Source organism: Sphingomonas rubra (assembly GCF_900115745.1).
GTDB classification, from domain to species: Bacteria; Pseudomonadota; Alphaproteobacteria; order Sphingomonadales; family Sphingomonadaceae; genus Sphingomonas; species Sphingomonas rubra.
Genome location: NZ_FOXP01000004.1, coordinates 63410 through 87752 on the forward strand (window position 1 = coordinate 63410; position 24343 = coordinate 87752).

A 24343-nucleotide genomic window follows, 5' to 3' on the forward strand; every position below is an offset into this window, starting at 1 on the left:
ATCGATGTTGCCACCGTAACGATATGGAAGGTCAGGCGGCATGAGCGACGAGCGAGGCGACCGGCCTTACCTGAAGCGGTTCCTGCGCGGTCGCCGCGGCGGGAACATCGCCCCTGACGATCTCGCCGCGCTGGAGGCCGCGGCACAAGGCGAACAGACCTATCGCAGCCGCGCCATCGTGGTGCGCGCCGGCAGTCCGGTGACGAACAGCACGCTGCTGCTGGAAGGATTCATGTGCCGTTACATGGACGACCGCGCCGGGCATCGCCAGCTCGTCGCGATCCACGTGCCGGGGGATTTCGTCGACCTGCACGGTTTCCCCATGGGGTGGCTGGACCACGACATCGGCACCATCGGGTCGGTACGGGTCGCCAACTGGGCGCACAGCGCACTGGAGGAGGTGCTGGAACACCGCCCGCGGTTGACGCGGATGATGTGGTTTTCCACGCTGCTGGACGCGGCGATGCACCGCGAATGGGTGTTCCGGCTCGGCCGGCTCGACGCGATCGGGCGCGTCGCGCACCTGCTCTGCGAGCTGGAGGTGCGGCTGGATATGGTCGGCCTAGCGGAGAACGGCCGTTATCACCTGCCGCTGACCCAGGCCGATTTGGCCGAGGCGTGCGGGCTGACCGGTGTTCACGTCAACCGGGTGCTGCGGTCGCTGCGCGAGCGCGAGCTGCTGCTGTTCCGCAACAACGAGGTCACGATCCTCGACAAGGCCGCGCTGCGTGCGCTCGCCGAGTTCGATCCCATGTACCTGTACGGCGATCCGCCCGACCGCTGACCGGCGGGGTGTCGCGGGCGGCATCCACCGGCTATGCGACTGGCGACGCACTGCCGGGAGTTCATCGATGTACCATTTCTTCCTCGCCGCCGCCGGCGCCTCGCTGCTCGCCGGCACCGCCCTCGCGCAGACGCCCGGCAAGGCCGCGGTGAGCCCTGCGGCCAACCCGCTGCTCGCCGACTGGTCCGGCCCGTACGGCGGCGTGCCGCCCTGGGACAAGGTGCGGCCGGAGCTGTTCCCGCAGGCGTTCGAGGTGGCGATGGCGGAGCGGGCGGCCGACTATGCCCGCATCGCCAACGATCCGGCGGCGCCCACGTTCGAGAATACCTTCATCCCCATGCAGCTCGCCGGCCAGCGGTTCGGCCGGGTGATGACGCTGTTCGGCGTGTTGACCGGAAACATGAACTCGCCCGCCTATCAGAAGCTCGACCGCGAATGGTCGCCGCGCTTCGCCGCCGCGCAGGATGCGATCACCTTCGATCCCAAGCTGTTCGCGCGGATCGAGACGATCTATCGCCAGCGCATCGCCCGCGATCCGCAGCAGCAGCGGCTGGTGCAGCGCACCTATGACAGTTTCGTGCGGCAGGGCGCCAAGCTGGACGCGGCGCAGAAGGCGCAGCTGTCGCAGTACAACCAGCAACTCGCCACCGCCTTCTCGCAATTCTCCGAGAAGCTGCTCGCCGACGAGGGCACGGCCATCGCGGTGACCGACGAGGCGAAGCTGGCGGGGGTGCCCGACAGCGTCAAGGCGGTCGCCGCCGCCGCAGCCAAGGAGCGCGGGCAGCAGGGCTGGGCGATCGTCAACACCCGCTCGGCCGTCGACCCGGTACTGACCTTCGCTACCGACCGGGATTTGCGCGAGCAGGTGTGGCGCGCCTTCGTGAACCGCGGCGATAACGGGGGCGGCAACGACACCAACGCGACGATCGCACGGATCGTGAAGCTGCGAGCTGACCGCGCGCATCTGCTCGGCTTCAAGACGCACGCGGACTGGCGGATGCAGGACACGATGGCCAAGACGCCCGCCGCGGCCGAGGCGCTGATGATGCGCGTCTGGCCCTATGCCAAGGCGCGCGTCGCCGAGGAGGTGCGCGACATGCAGGCGATCGCGGCCAAGGAGGGCGCAAAGCTCACCATCGAGCCGTGGGACTATCGCTTCTATCAGGAGAAGGTGCGGAAAAGCCGCTACGACCTCGATCAGGCCGAGCTGAAGCCGTATTTCGAACTGAACAACATCATCCAGGGCTCGCTCTACGCCGCCAACCGGCTCTACGGGCTGGAGTTCAAGGAGATCACCGGCACGGTGCCGGTGTTCGAGCCCAACATGCGCGTCTGGCACGTGACCAGGAACGGCAAGGAAGTCGGCCTGTTCTACCGCGACGATTTCGCGCGCACCGGCAAGCGGTCGGGCGCCTGGGCGAACGTCTATCGCGGGCAGCGCAACCTGCCGCCGGCACAGACGGTGCTGTCGTCGAACAACAACAATTTCGCCAAGCCCGCCGCCGGGCAGCCGGTGCTGATCTCGCTCGACGACGCGCAGACGCTGTTCCACGAGTTCGGCCACGCGATCCACGCGATGCTGCAGAACGTCTATTACCCCGGCCTGGCCGGCACGCCGCGCGATTTCGTGGAATATCCCAGCCAGGTCAACGAGCACTGGCTGCTGACCCGCGACGTGCTCGACAAATATGCGCGCCATTATCAGACCAAGGCGGCGATGCCGCAGGCGCTGCTCGACAAGATCGAGGCGTCGAAGACCTTCAACCAGGGCTTCGCGACGACCGAATATCTGTCCTCCGCCATCGTCGACATGAAGCTGCACACGCTGCCGGACGGCGTGGTCGACCCGGACGCGTTCGAGCGGGAGACGCTGCAATCGATCGGCATGCCGCGCGAGCTGGTGATGCGGCACCGCCTGCCGCAGTTCAATCACCTGTTCTCGTCGGACAGCTACTCGGCCGGCTATTACAGCTATCTCTGGTCGGAGACGATGGACGCCGACACCTTCGCTGCCTTCGAGGAGGCGGGCAGCCCGTGGGACAAGGCCACCGCCGACCGTTTCGCGCGGGTGCTGCTATCGACGGGGAACGAGACGGATCGGGCGGAGGCGTATCGCGCGTTCCGCGGGCGCGATCCGGACATCCAGGCGCTGCTGAAGAAGCGTGGGTTCGTGGCGGAGAAGACGGCGAAGTAGGGCCGTCTTCGCAACCCTCCAACGTCACCCCGGACTTGATCCGGGGTCCGTCCATCGGCGAGCGCGCGATCAGCCTTGGGCCACCGCGCTTGCGGAGCCATGGACCCCGGGTCAAGCCCGGGGTGACGGAGTGGGTGGGGGGCGTCCTGCCAAAACCCCGGATGCCGGGACGGGCCCGGCATGACGGAAGATGGTGCTTACCGGGCCCGGAAGCGGATTGCCTGGCCGCCGCCGGGGGCAAGGGCGAGGGTCAGCCGGTCGCCCTTTCGGACCCGCTTCTGCTCGATCGCGATCGAGTGCCGCGCGTCCGTCTTGTAGTCGGCGTTCGGCCCGTCGCGGTACACCTCCGCGACGTAGCTGCGCCCGGCGTCGAGGAAGTCGAGGTCGACCGTCAGCGTGCGGGCGTTCTCGTCCGTCACGCTGCCCAGGAACCAGTCGCGCCCGCCCCGGACTTTCCGCGCGATCGTCACGTAATCGCCGACCTCGCCGTTCAGCACGCGCGTGTCCTCCCAGTCGGTCGGCACGTCGCGGATGAACTTCATCGGTCCGGGATATTTGGCGTAGTTCTCCGGCGTATCGGCCGCCATCACGACGGGCGAGTATAGCACGACGTACAGCGCCAGCTGCTTGGCGATCGTCGACTCGATCGGGCTGTCGTTCTGGCCGGTCAGGCTGAGCACGCCCGGCGTGAAGTCCATCGGCCCCTCCAGCATGCGCGTGAAGACCAGGTTCGCCTCGTGCTCCGGCGGGTTCTTGCCCGGCCAGCTGTTATATTCCATGCCGCGCGACCCCTCCCGCGCGACCCAGTTGGGATAGGTGCGCTGGAGGCCGGTGCCCTTGATCGGCTCGTGCGTGTCGATCGACACGTGGTACTTTGCGGCGGCCTTCAGCACGTTCAGGTAATGGTTCGACATCCACTGGCCCTCGTGCCACTCGCGGTGCTTGGACCCGTCGGCGTCGACCCGCTCGATCTGCCCCGCATCGGTGACGTAGCCGGTCTTGACGGTCGGGATGCCGTGATCGGCGGCGTATTTGAACGCGCTGTCGAACTGGTTCTCGTAATGGCTGGCCGATCCGCCGGTCTCGTGGTGACCGATGATGTAGACCTTCTTGGACTTGGCGTAGCGTTGCAGCTCGGCCGCGTCGAAGTCGGCGGTGGGCTGCGAGAAGTTCATGTCGTTGCCGTTGCCGAACCAGTCGCCGTCCCAGCCGACGTTCCATCCCTCCACCAGCACGCCCTGGATGTTGTTGACGGCGGCGAAGTCGATATATTGTTTGACATGGGCGGTGGTGGCGCCGTGTTGCGGCCCGCGTGCCCAGCTCCACTGGCCCTTTATCATGTTCCACCAGACGCCGTTGAACTTGCCCGGCTTCACCCAGGACACGTCGCCGAGCTTGTTGGGCTCGTTCAGGTTGAGCATCAGGTGGCTCATGTAGAGGCCGGGTGCGTCGTCGGCGACGATGATCGTCCGCCACGGCGTCGTCCACGGGCCCGTCTTCACCACCCTCGGCGCGCCCGATCCGGGGGTCAGCGTCGCCTGGAAGCCGTTGGCGGTCGTGTGGCGCAGCGCCATGCCCGCGTAATCGACCAGCGCCGCCTCGTGCACGACGACGTGCGTGCCGCCGTCCAGCTTTACCGTCATCGGCGATGCGGCGGTGCCCACCGCGGACAGCGGCGTGCGATTGTAGAGATATTCCTCCCGGTTCCACAGGAAAGCGGGCTTCCACCAGGCGGTGCCGTTCGAACCGAAGTTGAATTCGGTCAGCTCGTCGGCGACGTTGGTGACGGTGCCCGCCGCCACCTGCGGGAACTCGTAACGGAAGCCGACCCCGTCGTCCTGCACCCGGAACACCACGTCGTAGGAACGGGCAAGCGCGCTCGTCTCCATCAGGCGGACGCGCATTTCCTTGTGATTGTCGCGGATCGTCCGCCACTCACCCCAGGGCTGGGTCCAGCTCGTGTCCGATTTGGCATGGGTAACGGCGGCGATACGGGTGTTGCGGTCGAGTTTGCGCTGGTCGGTGAAGAGGAAGCCGAGCCGCGACGGCGCGACGATCACCTGGCCCCGGCGCGTGACCGAGTAGCTGACCCGGCCGTCGCCATCGGTCTCCACCCGCACCGCGATGCTGCCGTCGGGCGAGGTCTCGATCGCCTCCGGCGCGGGGCTGGCGACGGGGGCGGGCTTGACGATCTCGGCATTGCCGGCGGCGGGGGCGGGGTCTTGCGCGGCGGCGCCGGAGGCGACCAGCCCCGCGGCGAGGGGGATCAGGTATTTCATGTGTTCACTCCCGAGAACATAGGTGTCGTGTGCGTCGTCCTCACCCTTGGCCGGCTGCGGGATTCCATCAAAGTAATACTCTGATGGGATCCCTTCGCCGTCTCTTCCCTCTCCCGACGGGAGAGGGAGGGAGGCGCGGAGCGCCGGAAGGGCGGGGGCGATCGAGGGCTATCGCGCCGCGCAGACGGCGTAGCCGAAGGCGGGCAGGGTGAGGACGACGCTGCCCGGAGCGGCGGCGCGGGCGGCGCACCGGCCGGCGAGTTGCTGGAAGGCGGTGGAGGCGACCTCCACCTGCACCGCTTGCGTCACCGACTTGTTGGACGTGTTGAAGGCGAGCAGCACCTCCTTGCCCGTCGCCGGGTCGAAGCGCGACGCGGCGAAGATGCCCGGCCCGTCGCCCTGCGCGCGGACGATTTGGCGGCCGCGGGTGAGGGCGGGGGTAGCGGTGCGGAGTGTCGCCAGCTCGGCGATCTGGCGGTAGAGCGGGTGGCGCCGGTCGAAGTTCGCGACCGCGGTGGTCGCGCGCGTGCCGATCAGCCGATTGTCGTTGTAGACCGCGACCTTGCTGGCGAACATGTCCTCGCGCGCGTCCTGGTCGTTGCCGTCGCCGGCGAAGCCCTGCTCGTCGCCCGAGTAGATCGTCGGCACGCCACGCAGCGTCAGCAGCATCGCGTTGGCGAGTTCGATCCGCGCGAGCACCTCGCCGTCGTCCGCGGCCGGGTTGGCGACGCGGACGTAATGGCCGAGACGCCCCCAATCGTGATTGCCGGTGAAGGTCGGCAGGATCGCCGCCGTCTCCTCGCCCTGCGCGTAGAGCACGTCGCCCGCGAACAGGTCGGCCATGACGCTGGTCGGCTTGTTCTCGCCGACCACCTGCAGGATCGCGTTCTGGAACGCGAAGTCGAGCACGGCCGGATAGTCGGCGATCTTGGTCCAGCGCGCCAGATATCCCGGGTCCATGCCCGCGGTGACCTCGCCGAAGATGTGGAAGTTGGGAATGCCGTTCGCGCGCGCGCGCGCCTGCATCGCGGGCACGAAGCTGCGCCAGAATTCGGGATTGACGTGCTTGGCGGTGTCGACGCGGAAGCCGTCGACCTTGTAGCGGTCGATCCACTGCCCGAAGATGTCGATCATGCCCGCGATCACGCGCGGGTTCTCGGTCATCAGGTCGTCCAGGCCGGAGAAGTCGCCGGTGGTCGAACTCTCCGTCCGGAACAGCGTGTTGCCGCGATTATGGTAGAGGCGCACGTCGTTGAGCCAGGCGGGCGTCTTCGCGCTCGCCTCCGCCGCCGGCACGTAGGGCGTGTAGGCGTAGGTCGGGTCGGTCAGCCGCGCGAAATTCTCCGGCGTCTGCACGTCGTCGCCGAGGAAACCGGGATTGATGGCGATGCCCTCCACCCCGCCGCGGCGTTGATAGGGATAGGCCGCCCGGTCGCGATAGGCGCAGTCGCCGCCGGGCGGGCACTCGCGATACTGGATCACGTCGGCGGTGTGATTGACGATGATGTCCATATAGACCTTCATCCCCCGCGCGTGCGCGGCGTCGACGAAGGCCTTCATGTCCGCCTCGGTGCCCAGATGCGGGTCGACGCGGGTGAAATCGGTGATCCAGTAGCCGTGATAGCCCGCGGATTCCTGGCCGGGCGCACCCTGCACCGGCTTGTTCTTGAACACCGGCCCGAGCCAGATCGCGGTGGCCCCGAGCCCCTGGACATAGTCCAGCCGCCGGGTCAGTCCCTTCAGGTCGCCGCCGTGATAGAAGCCCTTGTGCGCCGGATCGTACCCGGTCCGCAGCCGATCGCCGACGATCCCGCCGCGATCGTTCGCCTTGTCGCCATTCTCGAACCGGTCGGGCAGGACGAAGTAGATCACCTCGTCCTGCGGCAGCCGCTGGCGGTAATCGGCAGTGGGGGTGGTTTGCGCCGAGGTCGGCGTGGTGGGGAGCGTGGTGACGGCGCTCGCGAGGATCAGGGCAAGAAGCTTCATCGAGGAACCTCTAAGGGGGAACGACCTACGAAAAAACCCGCCGCGGCCGGGACCGCGACGGGCTTCGCGAGTAACGGCCGCTCCGCGGGAGGCGGAGCGGACGGCGCATCAGAACTTGAACGTCGCGCCGGCGAGATAGCGGCGACCGTACTTCTGATATTCCGAGACTTGCAGCTCGTTGCGGTTCTCCTCGGTGGCGAACGGCTCGTCCGTCAGGTTCTGACCCTGGACGTAGACCGACAGGCCCTTCAGGAAACCGGCGTTGAAGTCGTAACCGATCTGGCCGTCGACGATCAGCTCGTCGCGCGCGCGGCGGAAATCGCGGTTGGCGCCGAAGCCGACCAGTTCGCCCAGGAAAGTCGAGCGGTAACGCACCGATCCGCGCAGGTTGATGCCGTACTTCTCGAAATAAGCCGTACCGTTGGCCACCCAGCGCGAATAGCCCGGCAGGTCGGTGACCGGCGCTGTCGGCGACTGGCGGATCTCGGTCTTGGTGTACGATCCACCGCCGGTCAGACCGAAGCCGTCGAGCGCGCCGACCAGACGGCCGATCGGCAAGGTTCCCGCGAGTTCGACGCCGTAGAGCTTGCCGCCGCCGACATTGACCGGTTGCCTGATCGTGCCGATCGACGTGGTCAGCAGGCCCGCGTTGATCGGCGCGGGCAATCCGCCATAATCGAACACCCGTTCCTGATCGCGGTAGATGAAGCTCGTCAGGTCCTTGTAATAGCCCTGAACGGCGATGTAGCCGCTGTTGCCGAAATACTTCTCGATCGTCGCGTCGACCGCCGTGGCGCGGTAAGGGCGCAAATTGGCGTTGCCCGCGCTGCCGCGGATGATCGGCGGCGTCGAGCTGGTATCCACCCCGTAGCTGAGCGCGATGCGTAGATCGTCGAGGCGGGGACGTGCGATCTCGCGCGCCACGCCAGCGCGGAACACGAAATCATTGGCGAGGCGCAGCGACAGGTTGGCGCTGGGCAACACGTCGAGATAGTCGGTGCCCTGCGTCTGCGAGAACGTCCCGGTCGGGCCGAAGATCAGACCGGTCGACTTCTGTTCGGTCGCGACGAACTGGACGCCGAAATTGCCGGTCAGCTCCGCGCTGCCGATCGGCTGGCGGATATTGCCCTGGACGTAGGAGGTCATCACGTCCTCCTTCACGCTGAACGCCTTCGCCAGCACGTCATTGGCGTTGGTGCGTGGAAGCAGCGTCAGCACACCGGCGTTGAGCAGATCGAACGGATTGTAGGCGAGCGCGCGGCCGATGCCGTTGAACGCGTAGCCGATATCGAACGTACCGAGCAGGAACTGCGACGGGATCGGCGTTTCCTGCGCGCCGTTCGGCAGTGTCACGAACGCTTCGTTCGGAGTCAGCGTCTTCTCGCGCCGGGTGTAGTTCATGCCGACGCGGACGCCCGACAGGAAGAAGTCTTCGATGACCTTCTCGACCTCGGTGCGCACCTGGTAGATCTCGTCGGTGAGACGACGATCGTTGAAGTACCCCGCCTGGACGATGTCGCCGCCGTAGCCGGCCGGATCGGTCAGCACGAAGAGGTTGGGATTGGTGTAGTCGAGCTGCGGCGTGAAGATCGAGCCGGTGTTGTTGGTGGTGAAGCTGATCGTCTCGTTGACGCCCCGTGTGCGTCCGCGACCGGTGCCCGCGTAGCTCTCGAACGAGAATTCGGACCGGTTGGTGCGCGAATAGCTGAGGTCGAGCAGCGCGTTCCAGCCGTCGTCGCCCTTGTAGGCGTTGTTCCAGCCGAACGAGTACAGCTTGGCCGTGTTGCGCTGCGCATCGTTGCGGACCAGCGCCTGGACGCCGCCGAAGCTGCCCGCGGTGACCACGCCGTCGGTCACGGTGGCGGTCGCCGGATTGAAGGTGGTGCCGAAGAAGTCGCCCACGCCGAAGCCGAGCGGCAACTCGACGCCGCGCCGGCTCTGCAGATCCTTGAAGTCCGAGTAGAAGGCGTCGATCGTGCTGGTGAACTCGGGAACCGGCCGGAACTCCACCGTACCGGCGCCACCGAAGCGCTTCAGCCGGGTCGAGGTGCCGCGCGCGGTCGGAAAGCCGACCAGGAAGGCGCCGTTCGGCCCGTTGGTGCTGTACCCGCCCGAGCGATACTCGCGGAACTGGTACGGCTCGTCGATGTAGCTGGCGGCCAGCGAGACCCCGAGCCGGTCATCGAGGAATTGGTCGACATAGGTGCCGTTGACCCGGTAGCCCCAGCGCTTGGAATCGGGATTGAACTTGTCCACGTCGGTATAGGTGCCGCGGCCGCCGATCGAGATCACCCGCCGGCCGAATTCGATCGGGCGAATGGTGCGCAGGTCCACGGTACCGGCGAGACCCTGGCCGACGATCGACGCCTGCGGCGTCTTGTAGACCAGGACCTGGTTGACGACCTCGGACGGATATTGATCGAATTCGACTTGGCGATTGTCGCTGGTCGACGTCTGCTCGCGACCGTTCAGCAGCGTGGTCGAGAAGTCGGGCGCGAAGCCGCGGATCGAGATCGTCTGCGACCGCCCGGACACGCGTTGCGAGGTGAGGCCGGGAAGACGCGCGATCGACTCGGCGATCGACGCGTCGGGCAGTTTGCCGATATCCTCGGCCGAGATCGATTCGACGATCTGATCGCGCGTCTTCTTCTCGACGACGGCGTTTTCCAGGCTGCGGCGGAAGCCGGTGACGACGATGTCGCCCTCCGCAGGGTCTCCCGTCGCCGCCTCTGCGGCGGCGCCCGCCGCCTGGGCGTTGGTCTCGTTCTGGGCGGCGGTGACGTCACCGGTCACGGCGGCGTTGTCCGAGCGGCGATCCGCGGCGCCCACGCCTTCGTTCGGGTTGGCCGCCGTGGACGAGCTGCCGGCGGGATCGGGAACCTTGACCCCGGCCGAGGTCTGCGCGGCCCCGTCCTGCGACTGCGCGGACGCGGGGGTGGCGAGCATCAGCGTCGCGGCGAGCGTGCCCAGGCTGGTGCCGATCGTCAGCGTGCGCGTCGCGGATGCCTTGCGGCGGAATACCGTCATCGTGTGTTTCCCCTCCTGATCCGGCGGCGTCTCGCGCACCCCGGTCCATCGATGAACCTCCAATGAATTCAGCCCCATGTTCTGCCAATCCGGCCGCATACGTATTCTGAATGGTTGCCATTCAGCTGTCACATCGTTGCAACAACCCTCGTCTGGTCGCCGCGACGCGGCACAAGGATCGCGTTGACGGCGCGGTCGATCTGGGCTGTGGTCCCGTCAGCCAGTGTCCGCCGGCCGAGCGGAGCGGCAGGAGGGTGCCCACGACGTGTCCGGCCAGCGTAGAGCCACCTCGTTCGACATCGCCCACCTGGCGGGCGTGTCGCAGCCGACCGTGTCGCGCGCGCTGCGCGGCAGCCCGACGGTCAGCGCCGCGACGCGCGCACGGATCGAGGCGATCGCCAAGCAGCTCAACTACTCGGTCGATCGCTCGGCCTCTAACCTGCGCTCGGGATCGACCAGGACGCTGGCGCTGCTGCTGTTCCGCGACCCCTCGCCGGACGAGACGCTCATCAACCCATTCTTCCTGGCGATGCTCGGCTCGATCATGGGGGCGTGTGCCGATCGCGGCTACGACCTGTTGATCTCCTTCCAGCAGCTCGCCAGCGACTGGCACACCGATTACGAGGATAGCCACCGCGCCGACGGACTGATCCTGCTCGGCTACGGCGATTATGCCGACTACCACCAGCGGCTGGTCGACATGGTGGCGCAGCGCACCCACTTCGTCCGTTGGGGCCATGTCCAGCCAGATCAGCCGGGACTGACGATCGGCTGCGACAATCTGGCCGGCGCGCGGACGGCGACCGAGCATCTGATCGCGCAAGGGGCCAAGCGGATCGCCTTCATCGGCGATGCGACCGACCATTATCCGGAGATGAAGGAGCGCTGGCGCGGCTATGCCGAGGCGCTGGCGGCGGCGGGGCTCGATCGCCACGATGCGCTTCAGGTCGACGCCATCTCCACGGAGGAGGACGGGACGCGCGCGGCGCGCGAGTTGCTGGCCCGCGGCAAGGCGTTCGACGGGCTGGTCGCGGCGAGCGACCTGATCGCGCTGGCGGCGATGCGGGTGCTGTCCGCCGCCGGCCTGCGCGTGCCCGAGCACGTCAAGGTGGTCGGGTTCGACGACATTCCGGCCGCCGCCTTCGCCAGCCCGCCGCTGACCACGGTCGCGCAGGATGCAGCGGCGGCGGGGCGACGGCTGGTCGACGTGCTGCTCGCGCAGATCAAGGGAGAGGCGGCGCAGAGCCAGGTGCTGCCGACGCGGCTGATTGTCAGGCGATCATCGGGCGCCCCGCTGGCGACGCAGGGGATTTGAGGATGGACAAGCCGCGCCAGGGCTTCGCCGGTCTGTGGAACATCTCGTTCGGGTTCTTCGGCATCCAGATCGGCTTCGCGCTCCAGAACGCGAACATGAGCCGCATCTTCCAGTCGCTGGGCGAGAGCCTGGACGATCTGGCCGTGCTGTGGATCGCCGCGCCGCTGACCGGGCTGCTCGTCCAGCCGCTGATCGGCCATTATTCCGACCGGACCTGGGGTCGATGGGGCCGGCGGCGGCCTTATTTCTTCGCGGGGGCGCTGTTCGCCGCGTTGGCGCTGTTCGGCATGCCCAACGCACCCGGCCTGCTCGCCGCGGCGATGCTGTTGTGGATGCTCGACGCGTCGATCAACGTATCGATGGAGCCGTTCCGCGCCTTCGTCGGCGACATGCTGCGCAAGGACCAGCAGACGGCGGGCTACGCCTTCCAAACCGCGTTCATCGGCGCGGGCGCCGTGATCGGCTCGGCGACGCCGTTCATCCTCGACCATCTCGGCGTCGGCAACGCCGCGCCAGGCGGCGGCATCCCCGATACGGTGCGCTGCTCCTTCTATCTCGGCGGGGCGGTGCTGTTCCTGGCGGTGCTGTGGACGGTGCTGACGACGCGCGAATATTCGCCCGCCGAACTCACCGCGTTCGAGGGGCATGAGGTCGGCGAGCACGATGTGCCGCCCGTGCCGCCCGCGTCCACGATCGGCGGGCTCGCCTGGGTCCTGGCGGGCGTCGTCATCGCGCTGGTGGTGGCGCTGCTCGGCGCGGAGAAGGAGCTGTACCTGCTCGGCGGGCTGGTCGGCTTCTACGGCGTCGCCCGGCTGGTCGCGGGCGCGCTCTATCAGCGGGGCAGCACCGACAATGTGCTGACCAACATCGTCGGCGATTTCAGCGGCATGCCACCGATCATGAAGAAGCTGGCGCTGACGCAGTTCTTCACCTGGTCCGCGCTGTTCATCATGTGGATCTACACCACGCCGGTGGTGGCGCAGTACGCCTTCGGGTCGGCCGATCCGGCGAGCGAGGCGTACAACCAGGGTGGCAACTGGGTCGGCATCCTGTTCGCCGGATACAATCTGGTCGCGGCGATCGTCGCGGCGTTCGTGCTGCAACCGGTCGCGCGGGCGATCGGCAAGGTGTGGACGCACGTCGCGGCGCTGCTGTGCGGCGCGGCCGGGTTCCTGGCGTTCATGGTGGTGCGCGACCCCTACGCGCTGCTGGTCCCGGAGATCGGCATCGGCATCGCCTGGGCCTCGATCCTGGCCATGCCCTACGCGATCCTGGCCTCCAGCCTGCCGCAGAAGAAGCTCGGCATCTATATGGGGTTGTTCAACGTCTTCATCGTCGTGCCGCAGCTGCTCGTCGCGACCGTGATGGGCACGATCGTCCGCCACTTCTTCCCGACCGAGCCCGTCTGGACGATGGCGTTCGCGGCGGCGGTGATGGTGTTGGCGGCGCTGTCGATGCTGCGCGTGAAGGAAGAGGCGGTAGACGTGGGAGCCTGACTGCGAGCCGCGCGAGCTGCTCCCTCATTGCGGCAAGACGCGAAGAGAAGAAGGTTGGTTCAGAGGAGGCGCGGAGGCGCGGAGATGTTGCTCCTGGCCGCGCGAGCAGCCCTTCGTCACATCGGAGGATCGGGGATGCGCTCACGCGCGTAAAGGACCTTATACCTTCTTCTCCGCGCCTCCGCGGAACCTACCGAGGCAGCGTGATCGTCGCCGCCAGCCCGCCCTCCGGTCGGTTGGTCAGCGTCACGTCGCCGCCCGCGTCGCGCACGATCGCCTGGGCCAGCGCGAGGCCGAGCCCGATGCCGCCGGTGTCGCGGTTGCGCGAGGTTTCCAACCGGGTGAACGGGTCGAACACGTCGGCCAGGCGATCGGGCGGGATGCCGGGGCCGCGATCGGCGACCTCGATCGCGACACAGGTCGCCGCGGGGATCAGACGGACCTGCGCCTCCTCGCCGTATTTCACCGCGTTCTCGATCAGGTTGCGGATGGCGCGACGGAGCAGGGCGGGGCGTAGCCGGATGCGCAAGCGGTCGCTCTCCTCGAAGCGGACGGGCGCGCCCAGATCACGGAAATCTTCCACCACCGCGTCGACCAGCGCGGCGAGATCGACCTCGGTCGGCGGTTCGGACGGGCGGCCGAGCCGCGCGAGCGACAGGATGTCGTCGAGCGTCCGGTTCATGTCGGCGATCGTCTCGACCATGCGCGTGCGATCGGTGTCGTCCTCCACGGACTCGACGCGGACGCGCAGCGCGGCGAGCGGCGTGCGCAGGTCATGGCCGATCGCGCCCAGCATCCGGTCCTTCTCGTCGAGCATTGCGACGACCCGGCGGCGCAGTTCGTTGAACGCGGCGATCAGCGCGGCGACGTCGTCGGGGCCGCGAGGGGCCAGCGGTTCGCCCCGATCGGCGGGGCCGAACCGCTCGGCCGCCTGGCGCAGCTCGCGCAAGGGGGCCGACTGGCGGCGGACGATCCACAAGACGGGCAGCAGGACGACCACGTAGAGGATGCCGGTCTGCGCGAGCAGCGCCCACAGCAGCCGCGCGCTCGCCTGCGGCCAGGGCGCGACGACCGACAGCCAGCCGCGCCCCGGCTGTTCGACGGCGATCAGCAGCGTGTCGATCGGCCGCGGCGGGCGGTGTTCGCCGCGGCGTAACCGGGGGGCGTCGTCGTCGCGCGCCGGCGTCAGCCCCGTCTCGATCCGGCCGACGACGAGACCCTGTTCGGCGAGTTGTCGGCGGAGCTCGGCCACCACCTCGGGATGATGCTCGGCCGCGGCGGGGACGGGGTTGGCGGCGGTGCGACGAACCCGCCCGCGATCGGCGGCGATCGGGCGTCCGCCGCGCGCCTCGCGCTCCAGCGCGTCGGCGAGCCGCGTCGCGACGGGGCGCGTCGCCTGGGCGAGACGGAACTCGGCCCGGTCGCGCAGGATCAGCGCGAAGTTGATCGCCTGCGCGGCGAACAGGGCGAGGGCGATCAGCAGCGCCATCTGCCCCGCCAGGCTGCGCGGCCAAACGCGCCTCACAGGCGGGTGACTTCGGCGGCGAGCGTGTAGCCGCCGCCCCACACCGTCTTGATGATCTCCGGATTCTTGGGATCGGGCTCGATCTTGCGGCGCAGTCGGCTAACCTGGTTGTCGACCGCGCGGTCGAAGGCGGCGGCCTCGCGCCCCTGCGTCAGGTCGAGCAGCTGGTCGCGGGTCAGCACCTGGCGCGGGCGGGTGACGAGGGCGAGCAGCAGGTTGAACTCGCCCGTCGACAGCGCCACCGATACGCCCTCGCGGTCGACCAGCGCGCGCTCGCCCGATTTCAGCACCCAGCCGGCAAAGGCGTAGGAGCCGCTCTCCGGCGCGTGCTGGCGCGTGCCGCTCCCTTGCGTCCGGCGCAGGATCACCTTGGCACGCGTGGCGAGCTCGCGCGGCGAGAAGGGTTTCACCACGTAATCGTCGGCGCCCATCTCCAGCCCGACGATACGGTCGGTCTCCTCCGCCTTGGCGGTCAGCAGGATGACGGGGATCGCGCTGGTCGCGGCGATGTGGCGGCACAGCGACAGCCCGTCCTCGCCCGGCATCATGATGTCGACGACCGCGAGGTCGATCGCGTAGGCGGCGAGCCGCGCGCGCGCGCCCTCCGCGTCGCCCGCCTGGGTGACGCGGAACCCCTGTTTGGTCAGGTATTGCGCGAGCGGCTCGCGGATCGAGCGCTCGTCGTCGACGAGCAGCAGGTGCGGTACGTCTCCCATCGCGGGCGTTTCTACCATGTGCGGCTCTCGGGGGAAGCATCCCCATCGTCATGCCGGGCTGGTCCCGGCACCCAGGATGACGGGCGTTCTGCTGCTTGGCCCTGGACCCCGGAACGAGCCCCGGGGTGACGGAGGGGAGCGGTTTAGTTCGCCGGGCGCGGGGAGGGCGGGGGAGCATCGCCCGGACGCGGCGGTGGGCCGCGGCGGCCACGATCGGCGGCGCGCTCGGCCTGGTCGATGCGGCCGTCACGGTTGGTGTCGACCCGGTCGAACCGCTCCAGCGCGCGGGCGCGGTGCTCGGCAGCGGTTTCCGCCTTCGGCTCGGGCGGACGTGGCCCGTCGGGGCCGCGCATGCCGGGGCCGCGCGGACCCTTGTGGCCGCGATGGCCGGCACGGCGCTCGTCGCCGGTCAGCTTGCCGTCGTCATTGGCGCCGAGCCGCTCAAATCGCTTCTCGGCGCGGTCCTTGAACTGCTCCTCTGTGACGACGCGATCGCGACGCTCGGCACGCATCCGCTGCCGCTCGGCGCGGCGCTCCTCCGGCGTGACGGTGCCGTCGCGGTTGGCGTCCATCGCGGCGAAGCGGCGATCCGCCTCGGCGGTCTCCTCCGCGCGGGTGACGATGCCGTCGCCGTTCGCGTCGGGGCCGGGGCGCGGCCCTTGCGCGAGAGCGGGGCCGGCCATCAGCGCGGCGAGCGGCAACAGGAACAGGCTTTTCTTCATGCGGGCGATCCTCCATCGGGCGGGTCGTTCCCGCCATGGGGGTGCTTATGCCCCCCGCTTGTCGCACGCTGATGGCATCTCGTCGCCCAAGTGTCGCAACCTGTATCCGTCAGGCGAAGATCGCGACGCTCTGCATCTGCTCGGCGACCGCCGCGCCGTCCGCGTTCCAGATCGCCATCCGCTGGCTCGACGCGCCGTCCCGCGCATGGTCGGCGGCGGCGTGGAGCAGCCACCAGCCGTCGCTCGTCTCGGGTGGGCGCAGCAGATTGACCAGCCACGTCATCGACGACAGCGGCACGTGACCGCCGACCAGCTTGATCGCGGCGGGCGGCAGGCAGTCGGCGACGGCGATGAACGCCACCGCCGGGTCGATCCCGTCGCGCTCGCGCAGCCGCACCCAGCGCAACCACTCCGCCGCGCCCAGCCCGTCGCGCTGGTCGACCAGCTCGAAATTCTGCGTGAACGGCACCGCGGCCATGCCGTGATAGGTCTGCGTGTCGGCGCCAGGCCGCGGAAAGGGCGGGGCGCTGCCTCCGTCCAGCGACAGCCTGGACGCGATCGGTGCCATGAACACGAAGGTCGCACGCAGGCCCAGCCCCGCCTCCCCGGTCACGTCGGCCTGGATAAAGGCGGCGTTGCGGCCGCGCCGCAGCCGGGTCGCGCGGATCGTCACCGCGCCCGACAGCGGCCCGATGAACGACACCTGCGCCGAACGCAGCGGCGGCAGGTCCGGCTCGACCCGCATCGCCGCGTGGAGCGCGAGCGCGGCGGACAGCCCGCCATAAGCGGTGCGCCCCTGCTGCCACGTCGCCGGCACCGTGCCGCGCCAGCCGTCGCCCTCGGCGCGCAGCCCACCCACGATCTCGGCGAGCGAGGTCACGCCACCGTTCCCAGCAGGCGTTCGCGCAGTTCGCGCTTCAGCACCTTGCCGATCGCGCTCCGCGGCAGTTCGTCCGCCCGGTGGAGCGCCGACAGCCGCTGTGTCCGGCCGAGCCGCTCGTTCGCCCATTGGCGGATCGTCTCTGCCTCGTCGGTCGCGCCGCCTTTCGCGACGTACACCCCGACCGGCGTCTCGCCCCAGTCGGCGGAGGGGACGCCGATCACCGTGCAGTCCGCCACTGCCGGGTGCTGCGCCAGCACCGCCTCCAGGTCGGACGGGTAGATGTTGAAGCCCCCTGAGATGATGAGATCCTTCTTCCTGTCCATTAGGATCAGGAAGCCGTCCGCGTCGAACCGGCCGACGTCGCCGTGACGGATGAAGCGGCGACCCTCGGCATCGTGCCACTCCGCTTCGCGCGTGGCGCCGTCGCGACCGTGATAGCCGTTCATCATCGCCGGGCTGCGGCCGACCACCTCTCCCATTTCACCCGCCGCGACCTCGTTCCCGTCATCGTCGATCAGCCGCACCTCGTGGCCGGGCAGCGGCTGGCCGACGGTGTGGAGCTTGTCGGGATGGGCCGTGCAGTTCAGCGCGCAGCTCGCACCCCCCTCGGTCATGCCGTAATATTCCACCAGGAACCCCGGCCAGCGGGCGAGCACGTCCGCCTTCAGATCGGCGTGGAAGGGCGCGCTGGTCGATGTCTTGAAGCGGAAGCTCGACAAGTCGTGGTCGTCGAAGCCGGGATAGGCCATCAGCCGCTGATACTGCACCGGCACCAGCATGGTGTGCGTGGCCCGGTGCCGCTCGGCGAGCGCGAGATAGCCGCCCACGTCGAACTTGCCCATCAGCACCGCCGTGCCGCCCCAGCCGAGCGTCGGCAGGAAGCTGACCAGGGTGGTGTTGGAATAAAGCGGCGTGGCGATCATCGTCACCGCCTCGTCGAACCCCGCGGCGCTGTTCCGCGACAGATGCTGCCAGCGCATGGCGTGGCTCTGTACGATGCCCTTCGGCTTGCCGGTGGTGCCCGACGAGTAGATGATGTTGAACGCGTCCTCGGGCGCGATCGACACGGGCGTCGGGCGGGCGTCCTCGGGCGCCAGCCAAGCGTCGAACGAGGCGCCGAACACCACCCTCGTCGGCAGCGTCTCGCCCGACAGCGCGGCGGCGTTGACCGCGTCGGCGAAGACGATCCTCGCGCCGCTGTCCGCGATCATCCCCGCGATCGCCGCGGGCGTCGCGGAGGGCGAGATCGGCGTCGCCGCCGCGCCCGCGTACAGGATGCCCATGAACACCGCGGCGTAGTCGGTGGAGGGCGCCGCGACGATCGCCACCGCCTCGCCGGCGCGCACGCCCTCCCGCTGCAGCGACGCCGCGATTCGCGCCGCCAGCCGGTCGAGCGCGGCGTAGCTCAGCGTGCCCCGCTCGTCGGCCAGCGCCACCTTGTCGGGCCGCTCGCGCGCGTGCGCGGCGAGGAGGTCGGGCAGCGTGGCGAAGTCGCCCGCGAGAAGGTCGGCGGCGGTCATGCCGCCACGGCTAGGCGATCGGGCGCCGCGATGCCATACCCGTTGTTCGAGGAGGGCGTATGACGGACGAGATGAACGGCGCCGTGGCGGTGGTGACGGGCGGCGGCACCGGGATCGGGGCGGCCGTCGTCCGCCGGTTGGCGGCACGCGGGGTGCGCTGCGTCGTCAACTACGCGCACAGCCGGGACGAGGCGGAGGCGCTGGCGGCCGAGGTGGACGGCATCGCGGTGCGCGCCGACATCGCCGAGGATACTGAGTGCCGCACGCTCGCCGCCGCGGCGATGGCGGCGTTCGGGCGCGTCGATCTCCTCGTCAACAACGCCGGCCGAACCAAATTCGCCGCGCATGAGGATCTGGAGGCGCTCTCCGCCGACGACTTCGTCGACCTGTACCGGCTCAACGCCATTGCTCCCTTTCAGATGATCCGCGCCTGCGCGCCCGCGATGCGCGCCAACGGCATCGGCGCGGTCGTCAACGTCGCTTCGGTCGCCGGCGTGTTCGGCAACGGGTCGTCGGTCGCCTACGCCGCGTCGAAGGGCGCGCTCGTCACCATGACCAAGAGCCTCGCCCGCGTCCTCGCCCCCGCGATCCGGGTGAACGCGGTCGCGCCCGGCTATGTCGGCACCGGCTGGTTCGAGAAGCGATTGGGAGAGGAGGGCTTCGCCGCGCTCAACGCCAAGATGGCGGCGGCGACGCCGATGCGGATGGCCGCCGTCGCGGAAGATATCGCCGGCCCGATCGTCTCGCTGCTCGATCCCGCGACGCGCGCGGTGACGGGCGAGGTGATGCTGGTCGACGCGGGCGCGCACCTCGACGTCGGCTTGTCGCGGCGACCGGGACGCGATCTGTAAGTCATACCGACGTCCGACCTTCCAGCTTCCGCGGCGAAGGCCGGGGCCCAGGTGGCAAGGTCGGCGTGACGACGCGCCACGAAGGCCATGAGCGTCCCCCGCCTGGGCCCCGGCCTTCGCCGGGGTGCAGGATCGGCGGCGAATGCGAGATGGATCGTGAAGATCCAATCCTGCCGCGTCGCTCGGTTCGTCGCCGCTTGGCGGCGCTTCGCCGCAAACCGTACCGCAGCTTCGAAAAGTGCGTCACGGTACGGCATGGCCACTTTGACCACCGCCCCCGAGATCGCCGACGCGCTGGCCCTGCGCCGCCGCACGATGACGCTGGCGCTGCTCACCACCACCTATTTCTTCAGCTACATGGACCGGCAGATCCTCGCCATCCTGCTGGAGGACATCAAGGCGGACCTGCTGCTGTCGGATACGCAGCTGGGACTGTTGTCGGGGCTGGTCTTCGCGATCTTCTACGCCACGCTCGGCATTCCGGTGGCGCGCCTCGCCGATCGGACCAGCCGGCGCGACATCATCGCCGCCAGCCTCGCCATCTGGAGCGCGATGACGGCGCTGTGCGGTCTGGCGCAGAACTTCACCCAGCTGATGCTCGCGCGTATCGGCGTAGGCATCGGCGAGGCGGGGTCGAGCCCGCCCAGCCACTCGATCATCGCCGACCTTTACCCGCCCGACAAGCGGGCGAGCGCGATGGCGGTCTACTCGCTGGGCGTCGTGCTCGGCGCCGGTTTCGGCACGCTGATCGGCGGCTTCGTGGCGACGCATTATGGCTGGCGGGTGGCGATGTTCACCGTCGGCCTGCCGGGCATCGCGCTCGCCGTGCTGGTGAAGATGTTCGTGGTCGAGCCGCGCCGCGGCCTGTCCGATGCCGGCCGCGTCGCGGAACAGGGCGACGCGCCCAGTGTCATGGCCGGCTTCGCCGCGATCTGGCGGAGCGCGCCGGCGCTGCACCTGGTCGTGGGCGTCACGCTCACCTCCATGATCGGTTACGCCATCACCGGCTGGGGGCCGAGCTACATGCAGCGCTCGCTCGGCCTGTCGAAGCTCGACATCTCCTATTACATCGCGCTGCCGGGCGCGCTGTTCGGATCGATCTCGGCGATCGCCGGCGGGCGCATCGCCGATCGCTGGGCCAAGGCGCGCGGCCTGCACGTGCAGAGCTGGGTGGTGCTGGTGATGAAGGGGCTGTCGCTGCCGCTCGTGCTCGCCTTCTACCTGATCGACGTGCCCGCGATCGCGATCGGCTGCTACTTCGGGTCGCTGCTGTTCGCCAACAGCTATCTGGGGCCGAGCTTCGCCTTGATCCAGCATCTCGCACCCTTGCGGCTGCGCGCGATGTGGGCGGCGATCACGCTGCTCGTCATCAACTTGGTCGGGCTGGGGCTGGGGCCGCTGCTGGTCGGCCGGCTGAGCGATTGGCTGGCGCCCAGCCTAGGCGAGGCATCGCTGCGCTGGTCGCTGGTCGCGATAGTGTCGCTGACCCCTTGGGCGCTGTTCCATTACTGGCGCGCCGGCGTGCTGCTGAGACGCGCGGGCGACTAGAGCCGCGTCCGCACCGTCAGCAACTCGGGAAAGAACGGCGTCTCCAGCACCTTGGCGAGGTAGCCCACGCCCGCCGTGCCGCCCGTGCCCGTCTTGAACCCGATCACCCGCTCCACCGTCTTCAGGTGACCGAACCGCCAGAGCTGGACGCGGTAGTCGAGGTCGACCAGCTTCTCCGCCAGCTCGTACAGATCCCAGTGCGCCGCCGTATCGGCATAGACCGCCGCCCATGCCCGCTCCACATCGCCGTGCGCGGCGTAAGGCTGCGACCAGTCGCGCGTCCGATGCTCCGGCGCGATGGCGAAGCCGCGCCGTGCCAGCAGCCGGATCGCCTCGTCGTACAGGCTGGGGGCGGCGAGGTCGGCGGCGAGCGTCGCGTGCACCTCCGGCTCGCCCTCGTGCGGGCGCAGCATCGCGGCGTTCTTGTTGCCGAGCAGGAATTCGACGCGGCGATACTGGTCCGACTGGAAGCCCGAACTCGTGCCCAGCTTGCCGCGCATCGCCGCGTAATCGGCGGGCGTCATCGTCGCCAGCACCTCCCACGATCCGATCAGCTGCGCCATGATCCGGCCAACCCGCGCCATCATCTTGAACGCGGGCGGAAGATCGTCGGCGACGATCCGGTCGCGCGCGGCGTGCAGTTCGTGCAGCGCCAGCTTCAGCCAGATCTCCGACGCCTGGTGGATCGAGATGAACAGCAGTTCGTCGTGCGCGTCGCTGAGCGGCGTCTGGCAGGCGAGCAGGTCCGGCAGGCGCAGATAGCTGCGATAGGTGAGGTCGGTCATGACCCTCGTCTATACCGACGCCATCCGGTCGTCGAACATGCCGAACAGCAGCGTCGAGGCGTACATGGCGATCGCCCGCTCGCGCGGCATCGTCGCCGCCCATTTCCGCATGTCGAACGCCGCGTTCTGGAGCGAGGTGAGCGCCTGCGCCGCGACCAGCGCGTCGACCGGGCGGCACGATCCTTCCGCGATGCCGTCCATCATCGTGCCCGCCGTGCGCCGCGCGATCCGGTTCGATCGATCGACCATCGCCTGCCGCTCCCCGAACGGCAGGCCCGACAATGCGGTGGTGCGGAGCAGCGGCGCGGCCTCGGCGAACTGTACGTCGAGCAGCGTCGCGACCACGCTCGACAATCGCTGCCACTGGTCGCCGCCGCCCGCGTCGGCGCGTTCTTGCGCGTCGGCGATCGTATCGAAGCTGCGGCGGTAGCAGGCCAGCACCAGCTCGTCCTTGGCATCGAGATGGTGGTAGAAGCTGCCCTTGGTCACGTTCAGCTCCGACGCGATCCGCTGCACGCTGGCGCCGCGATAACCCAGCTCGTTAATGAGCCGCGTCGCCGCCAGCAGGAACGCCGCGCGCCCCGGCTCCGCCCCGTCATGGTCGAGGTCGAGCATCGTCGGCGCCCAGATCGCGCCCGGCGCCGCGATGCCGCGCGCGAACACGTCCATCAGCCGCTCCTCGATCCGGCCATACTGGTCGGGGTCGTAGCGGGTGATCCACACCGGCAACCAGAAGCTGTTCTCCAGCAGCACGTGCGCGCGCGCGCCGAACAGATCCTTGTGCGCGCGGCTGGGCGGTGCGCCCCACAGGGCGCGGGTGTCGCGGAACACGCGCTGCCAGCCGGCGAGCAGGCGCCCCTTGATCGGCTCCTCCGTCGCCCGCAGGTCGGACAGGACGGCGAAGGCATGGTCCTCGCCCCGCTCGATCCGCGCCACCCGCTTGAACGTCAGGCGCAGGAAATGCGCCACCCGCTCCTGCGGCGTCGGCCGCGTCATCGCCTCGACCAGCATCGCGTCCAGCCGCTCCAGCGTGTTCTCGAACGCGGCGGCGGCCAGGTCCTCCTTGCGCTTGAAGTAATAGGTGACGCTGGTGGTGTTGAGCCCCACCCGGCGCGCCACGTCGGCGAAGGTCATGCCCTTGGCCGACTGTTCGTTGATCGCGGCGGCGGCGGCGGCGAGGATCGCATCGCGCTTGGCGCGGAACCGCTTGGTGCCCCTGATATCCTGGTCGATCTCCCCCATGCCGCTACCTGTACCAGCTTCGTTTCGAAGGAACAGTCCCTTTCGCGGCCCCCGTACGACCTACCTTTACCGAACATCCGGTACGGTCTAGGTGACGGGCGACATCGGATTGGGAGAGGCCTCGTGGACTTCACGCTGAGCGATCGCGAAACCTATCACCGGGACCGCGTGAAGGCGTTCATCGACGCCGAGATCCGCCCGCGCGACCACGAATACCACGCGCAACAGCGTGAGGGCGAGCGGTGGAAGGTCCTCCCCGTGATCGAGGAGGTGAAGGCGAGAGCCAAGGCCGCCGGCCTGTGGAATTTCTTCATGCCGCCGCGCTCCGGCCGCGCCCATGTCGACGACAGTTTCACGTTCGAGGGCACGCAGCTCTCCAACCTCGAATATGCGCTCTGCGCCGAGGAGATGGGACGGATCGGCTGGGCCAGCGAGTGTTTCAACTGCTCGGCGCCCGACACCGGCAACATGGAGGTGTTCTTCCGCTACGGCACCGCCGCGCAGAAGGAGCGCTGGCTGCGTCCGCTGATGAACGGCGAGATCCGCTCCGCCTTTCTGATGACCGAACCGCAGGTCGCCTCGTCCGACGCGACCAACATCGAGACGTCCATGGTGCGCGACGGCGACGATTACGTCGTCAACGGCCGCAAATGGTGGTCGTCCGGCGTCGGCGATCCGCGCTGCAAGGTCGCGATTCTGATGGGCAAGACCAGCTTCGAGGGCTCGCGCCACAGCCAGCAATCGATGATGATCCTCGACATGGAGGCAGAGGGCGTCACCATCGAGCGGATGCTGTCGGTCTACGGCTACGACCACGCGCCCCACGGCCATGGCGAGGTGGTGCTGGAGAACGTCCGCGTGCCGGCCGAGAATGTGCTGCTCGGCGAGGGCCGCGGCTTCGAGATCGCGCAGGGGCGCCTCGGCCCGGGGCGCATCCACCATTGCATGCGGACGATCGGCGTCGCCGAGGAGGCGATCGAGGCGATGGCCAAGCGGCTCCTCAGCCGTGTCGCCTTCGGCAAGCGCGTCGCCGACCACAGCGTGTGGGAGGAGCGGATCGCCCGCGCGCGCATCGACATCGAGATGACGCGCCTCCTCTGCCTCAAGGCCGCCGACATGATGGACAAGGCCGGCAACAAGGCAGCCCAGCTCGAGATCGCGATGATAAAGGTCCAGGCACCCAACATGGCGCTCCAGATCATCGACGATGCGGTGCAGGCGCACGGCGGCGGCGGCGTATCGGGTGACTTCCACCTCGCGCACGATTGGGCGTCGATGCGTACCCTGCGCTTCGCCGACGGGCCGGACGAGGTCCACAACCGCGCGATCGCCCGCAACGAGTTCGGCAAATGGGGCGACTGGAAAGCCGACCTGCCGACCCGCGACCCGCAGATGCAGCGGTGATCTGCCACCCCGGCGCAGGCCGGGGTCCAGTATCGAACCGGCTCGTAGCTGGACCCCGGCCTGCGC

17 protein-coding genes are annotated in these 24343 nt (G+C 68.8%); 7 read left to right on the forward strand and 10 right to left on the reverse strand.

Annotated features, from left to right (window positions below; genetic code table 11):
* The first annotated feature begins 40 nt into the window (after positions 1-40).
* Together BM145_RS06000 and BM145_RS06005 are read left to right on the forward strand one after the other, a co-directional pair.
* Positions 41-784, forward strand: a complete 744-nt coding sequence (locus BM145_RS06000) for a Crp/Fnr family transcriptional regulator (protein ID WP_093332522.1) — start codon at positions 41-43, stop codon at positions 782-784.
* Between the two features lie 67 nt (positions 785-851).
* The gene (locus BM145_RS06005; RefSeq protein ID WP_093332524.1) at positions 852-2978 is read left to right on the forward strand and encodes a M3 family metallopeptidase; all 2127 of its coding nucleotides are present in this window, start codon (positions 852-854) and stop codon (positions 2976-2978) included.
* 197 nt (positions 2979-3175) lie between these two features.
* Here the strand turns inward: BM145_RS06005 and BM145_RS06010 are convergent, their stop codons facing one another.
* The 3 genes from BM145_RS06010 to BM145_RS06020 form a co-directional block, all read right to left on the reverse strand.
* Entirely contained in the window at positions 3176-5257 is a 2082-nt protein-coding gene (locus BM145_RS06010; RefSeq protein WP_093332525.1) for a glycoside hydrolase family 97 protein, read from the reverse strand.
* A 168-nt stretch (positions 5258-5425) separates the two neighbouring features.
* A complete protein-coding gene (locus BM145_RS06015) occupies positions 5426-7243 on the reverse strand; it encodes an alpha-amylase family glycosyl hydrolase (RefSeq protein WP_093332529.1) in 1818 nt (605 codons plus the stop codon).
* 108 nt (positions 7244-7351) lie between these two features.
* Positions 7352-10270, reverse strand: a complete 2919-nt coding sequence (locus tag BM145_RS06020; RefSeq protein ID WP_245739118.1) for a TonB-dependent receptor — start codon at positions 10268-10270, stop codon at positions 7352-7354.
* 265 nt (positions 10271-10535) lie between these two features.
* Between BM145_RS06020 and BM145_RS06025 the strand changes: the two genes are divergently transcribed.
* Positions 10536-11585, forward strand: coding sequence for a LacI family DNA-binding transcriptional regulator (locus BM145_RS06025; protein WP_093332831.1), 1050 nt, complete (start codon positions 10536-10538; stop codon positions 11583-11585).
* Positions 11586-11587: 2 nt separating this feature from the next.
* Positions 11588-13081 (forward strand): MFS transporter, encoded by a 1494-nt coding sequence (locus tag BM145_RS06030; RefSeq protein WP_093332533.1) that lies wholly within the window; start codon positions 11588-11590, stop codon positions 13079-13081.
* 190 nt (positions 13082-13271) lie between these two features.
* Here BM145_RS06030 and BM145_RS06035 read toward each other — a convergent pair whose 3' ends face one another.
* The 5 genes from BM145_RS06035 to BM145_RS06055 form a co-directional block, all read right to left on the reverse strand.
* Positions 13272-14570, reverse strand: coding sequence for a HAMP domain-containing sensor histidine kinase (locus tag BM145_RS06035; protein WP_093332535.1), 1299 nt, complete (start codon positions 14568-14570; stop codon positions 13272-13274).
* A 32-nt stretch (positions 14571-14602) separates the two neighbouring features.
* On the reverse strand, positions 14603-15322 hold the full coding sequence (locus tag BM145_RS06040; RefSeq protein WP_093332537.1) for a response regulator: 720 nt from the start codon (positions 15320-15322) through the stop codon (positions 14603-14605).
* 143 nt (positions 15323-15465) lie between these two features.
* On the reverse strand, positions 15466-16044 hold the full coding sequence (locus tag BM145_RS06045) for an EF-hand domain-containing protein (RefSeq protein WP_093332538.1): 579 nt from the start codon (positions 16042-16044) through the stop codon (positions 15466-15468).
* A gap of 109 nt (positions 16045-16153) precedes the next feature.
* Positions 16154-16924: a thioesterase family protein gene (locus BM145_RS06050; protein ID WP_245739119.1), complete on the reverse strand. Its 771-nt coding sequence runs from the start codon at positions 16922-16924 to the stop codon at positions 16154-16156.
* Complete coding sequence (locus BM145_RS06055) at positions 16921-18447, reverse strand: class I adenylate-forming enzyme family protein (protein ID WP_093332540.1); 1527 nt, start codon at positions 18445-18447, stop codon at positions 16921-16923. The genes BM145_RS06050 and BM145_RS06055 overlap by 4 nt, the downstream gene beginning before the upstream one ends.
* 59 nt (positions 18448-18506) lie before the next feature.
* On the opposite strand from BM145_RS06055, the gene BM145_RS06060 reads away from it, so the two are divergent.
* Positions 18507-19298, forward strand: coding sequence for an SDR family NAD(P)-dependent oxidoreductase (locus BM145_RS06060; protein ID WP_218149628.1), 792 nt, complete (start codon positions 18507-18509; stop codon positions 19296-19298).
* 255 nt (positions 19299-19553) lie between these two features.
* On the forward strand, positions 19554-20846 hold the full coding sequence (locus BM145_RS06065; protein WP_093332541.1) for a spinster family MFS transporter: 1293 nt from the start codon (positions 19554-19556) through the stop codon (positions 20844-20846).
* Here the strand turns inward: BM145_RS06065 and BM145_RS06070 are convergent.
* A complete protein-coding gene (locus BM145_RS06070) occupies positions 20843-21631 on the reverse strand; it encodes a tryptophan 2,3-dioxygenase (protein ID WP_093332542.1) in 789 nt (262 codons plus the stop codon). The two genes, BM145_RS06065 and BM145_RS06070, sit on opposite strands and share 4 nt — an antisense overlap.
* A gap of 9 nt (positions 21632-21640) precedes the next feature.
* On the reverse strand, positions 21641-22873 hold the full coding sequence (locus tag BM145_RS06075) for a TetR/AcrR family transcriptional regulator (RefSeq protein WP_093332543.1): 1233 nt from the start codon (positions 22871-22873) through the stop codon (positions 21641-21643).
* Positions 22874-22996: 123 nt separating this feature from the next.
* Here BM145_RS06075 and BM145_RS06080 point away from each other — a divergent pair, with 123 nt between their 5' ends.
* Positions 22997-24277: an acyl-CoA dehydrogenase family protein gene (locus BM145_RS06080; RefSeq protein WP_093332544.1), complete on the forward strand. Its 1281-nt coding sequence runs from the start codon at positions 22997-22999 to the stop codon at positions 24275-24277.
* Positions 24278-24343 lie beyond the last annotated feature (66 nt).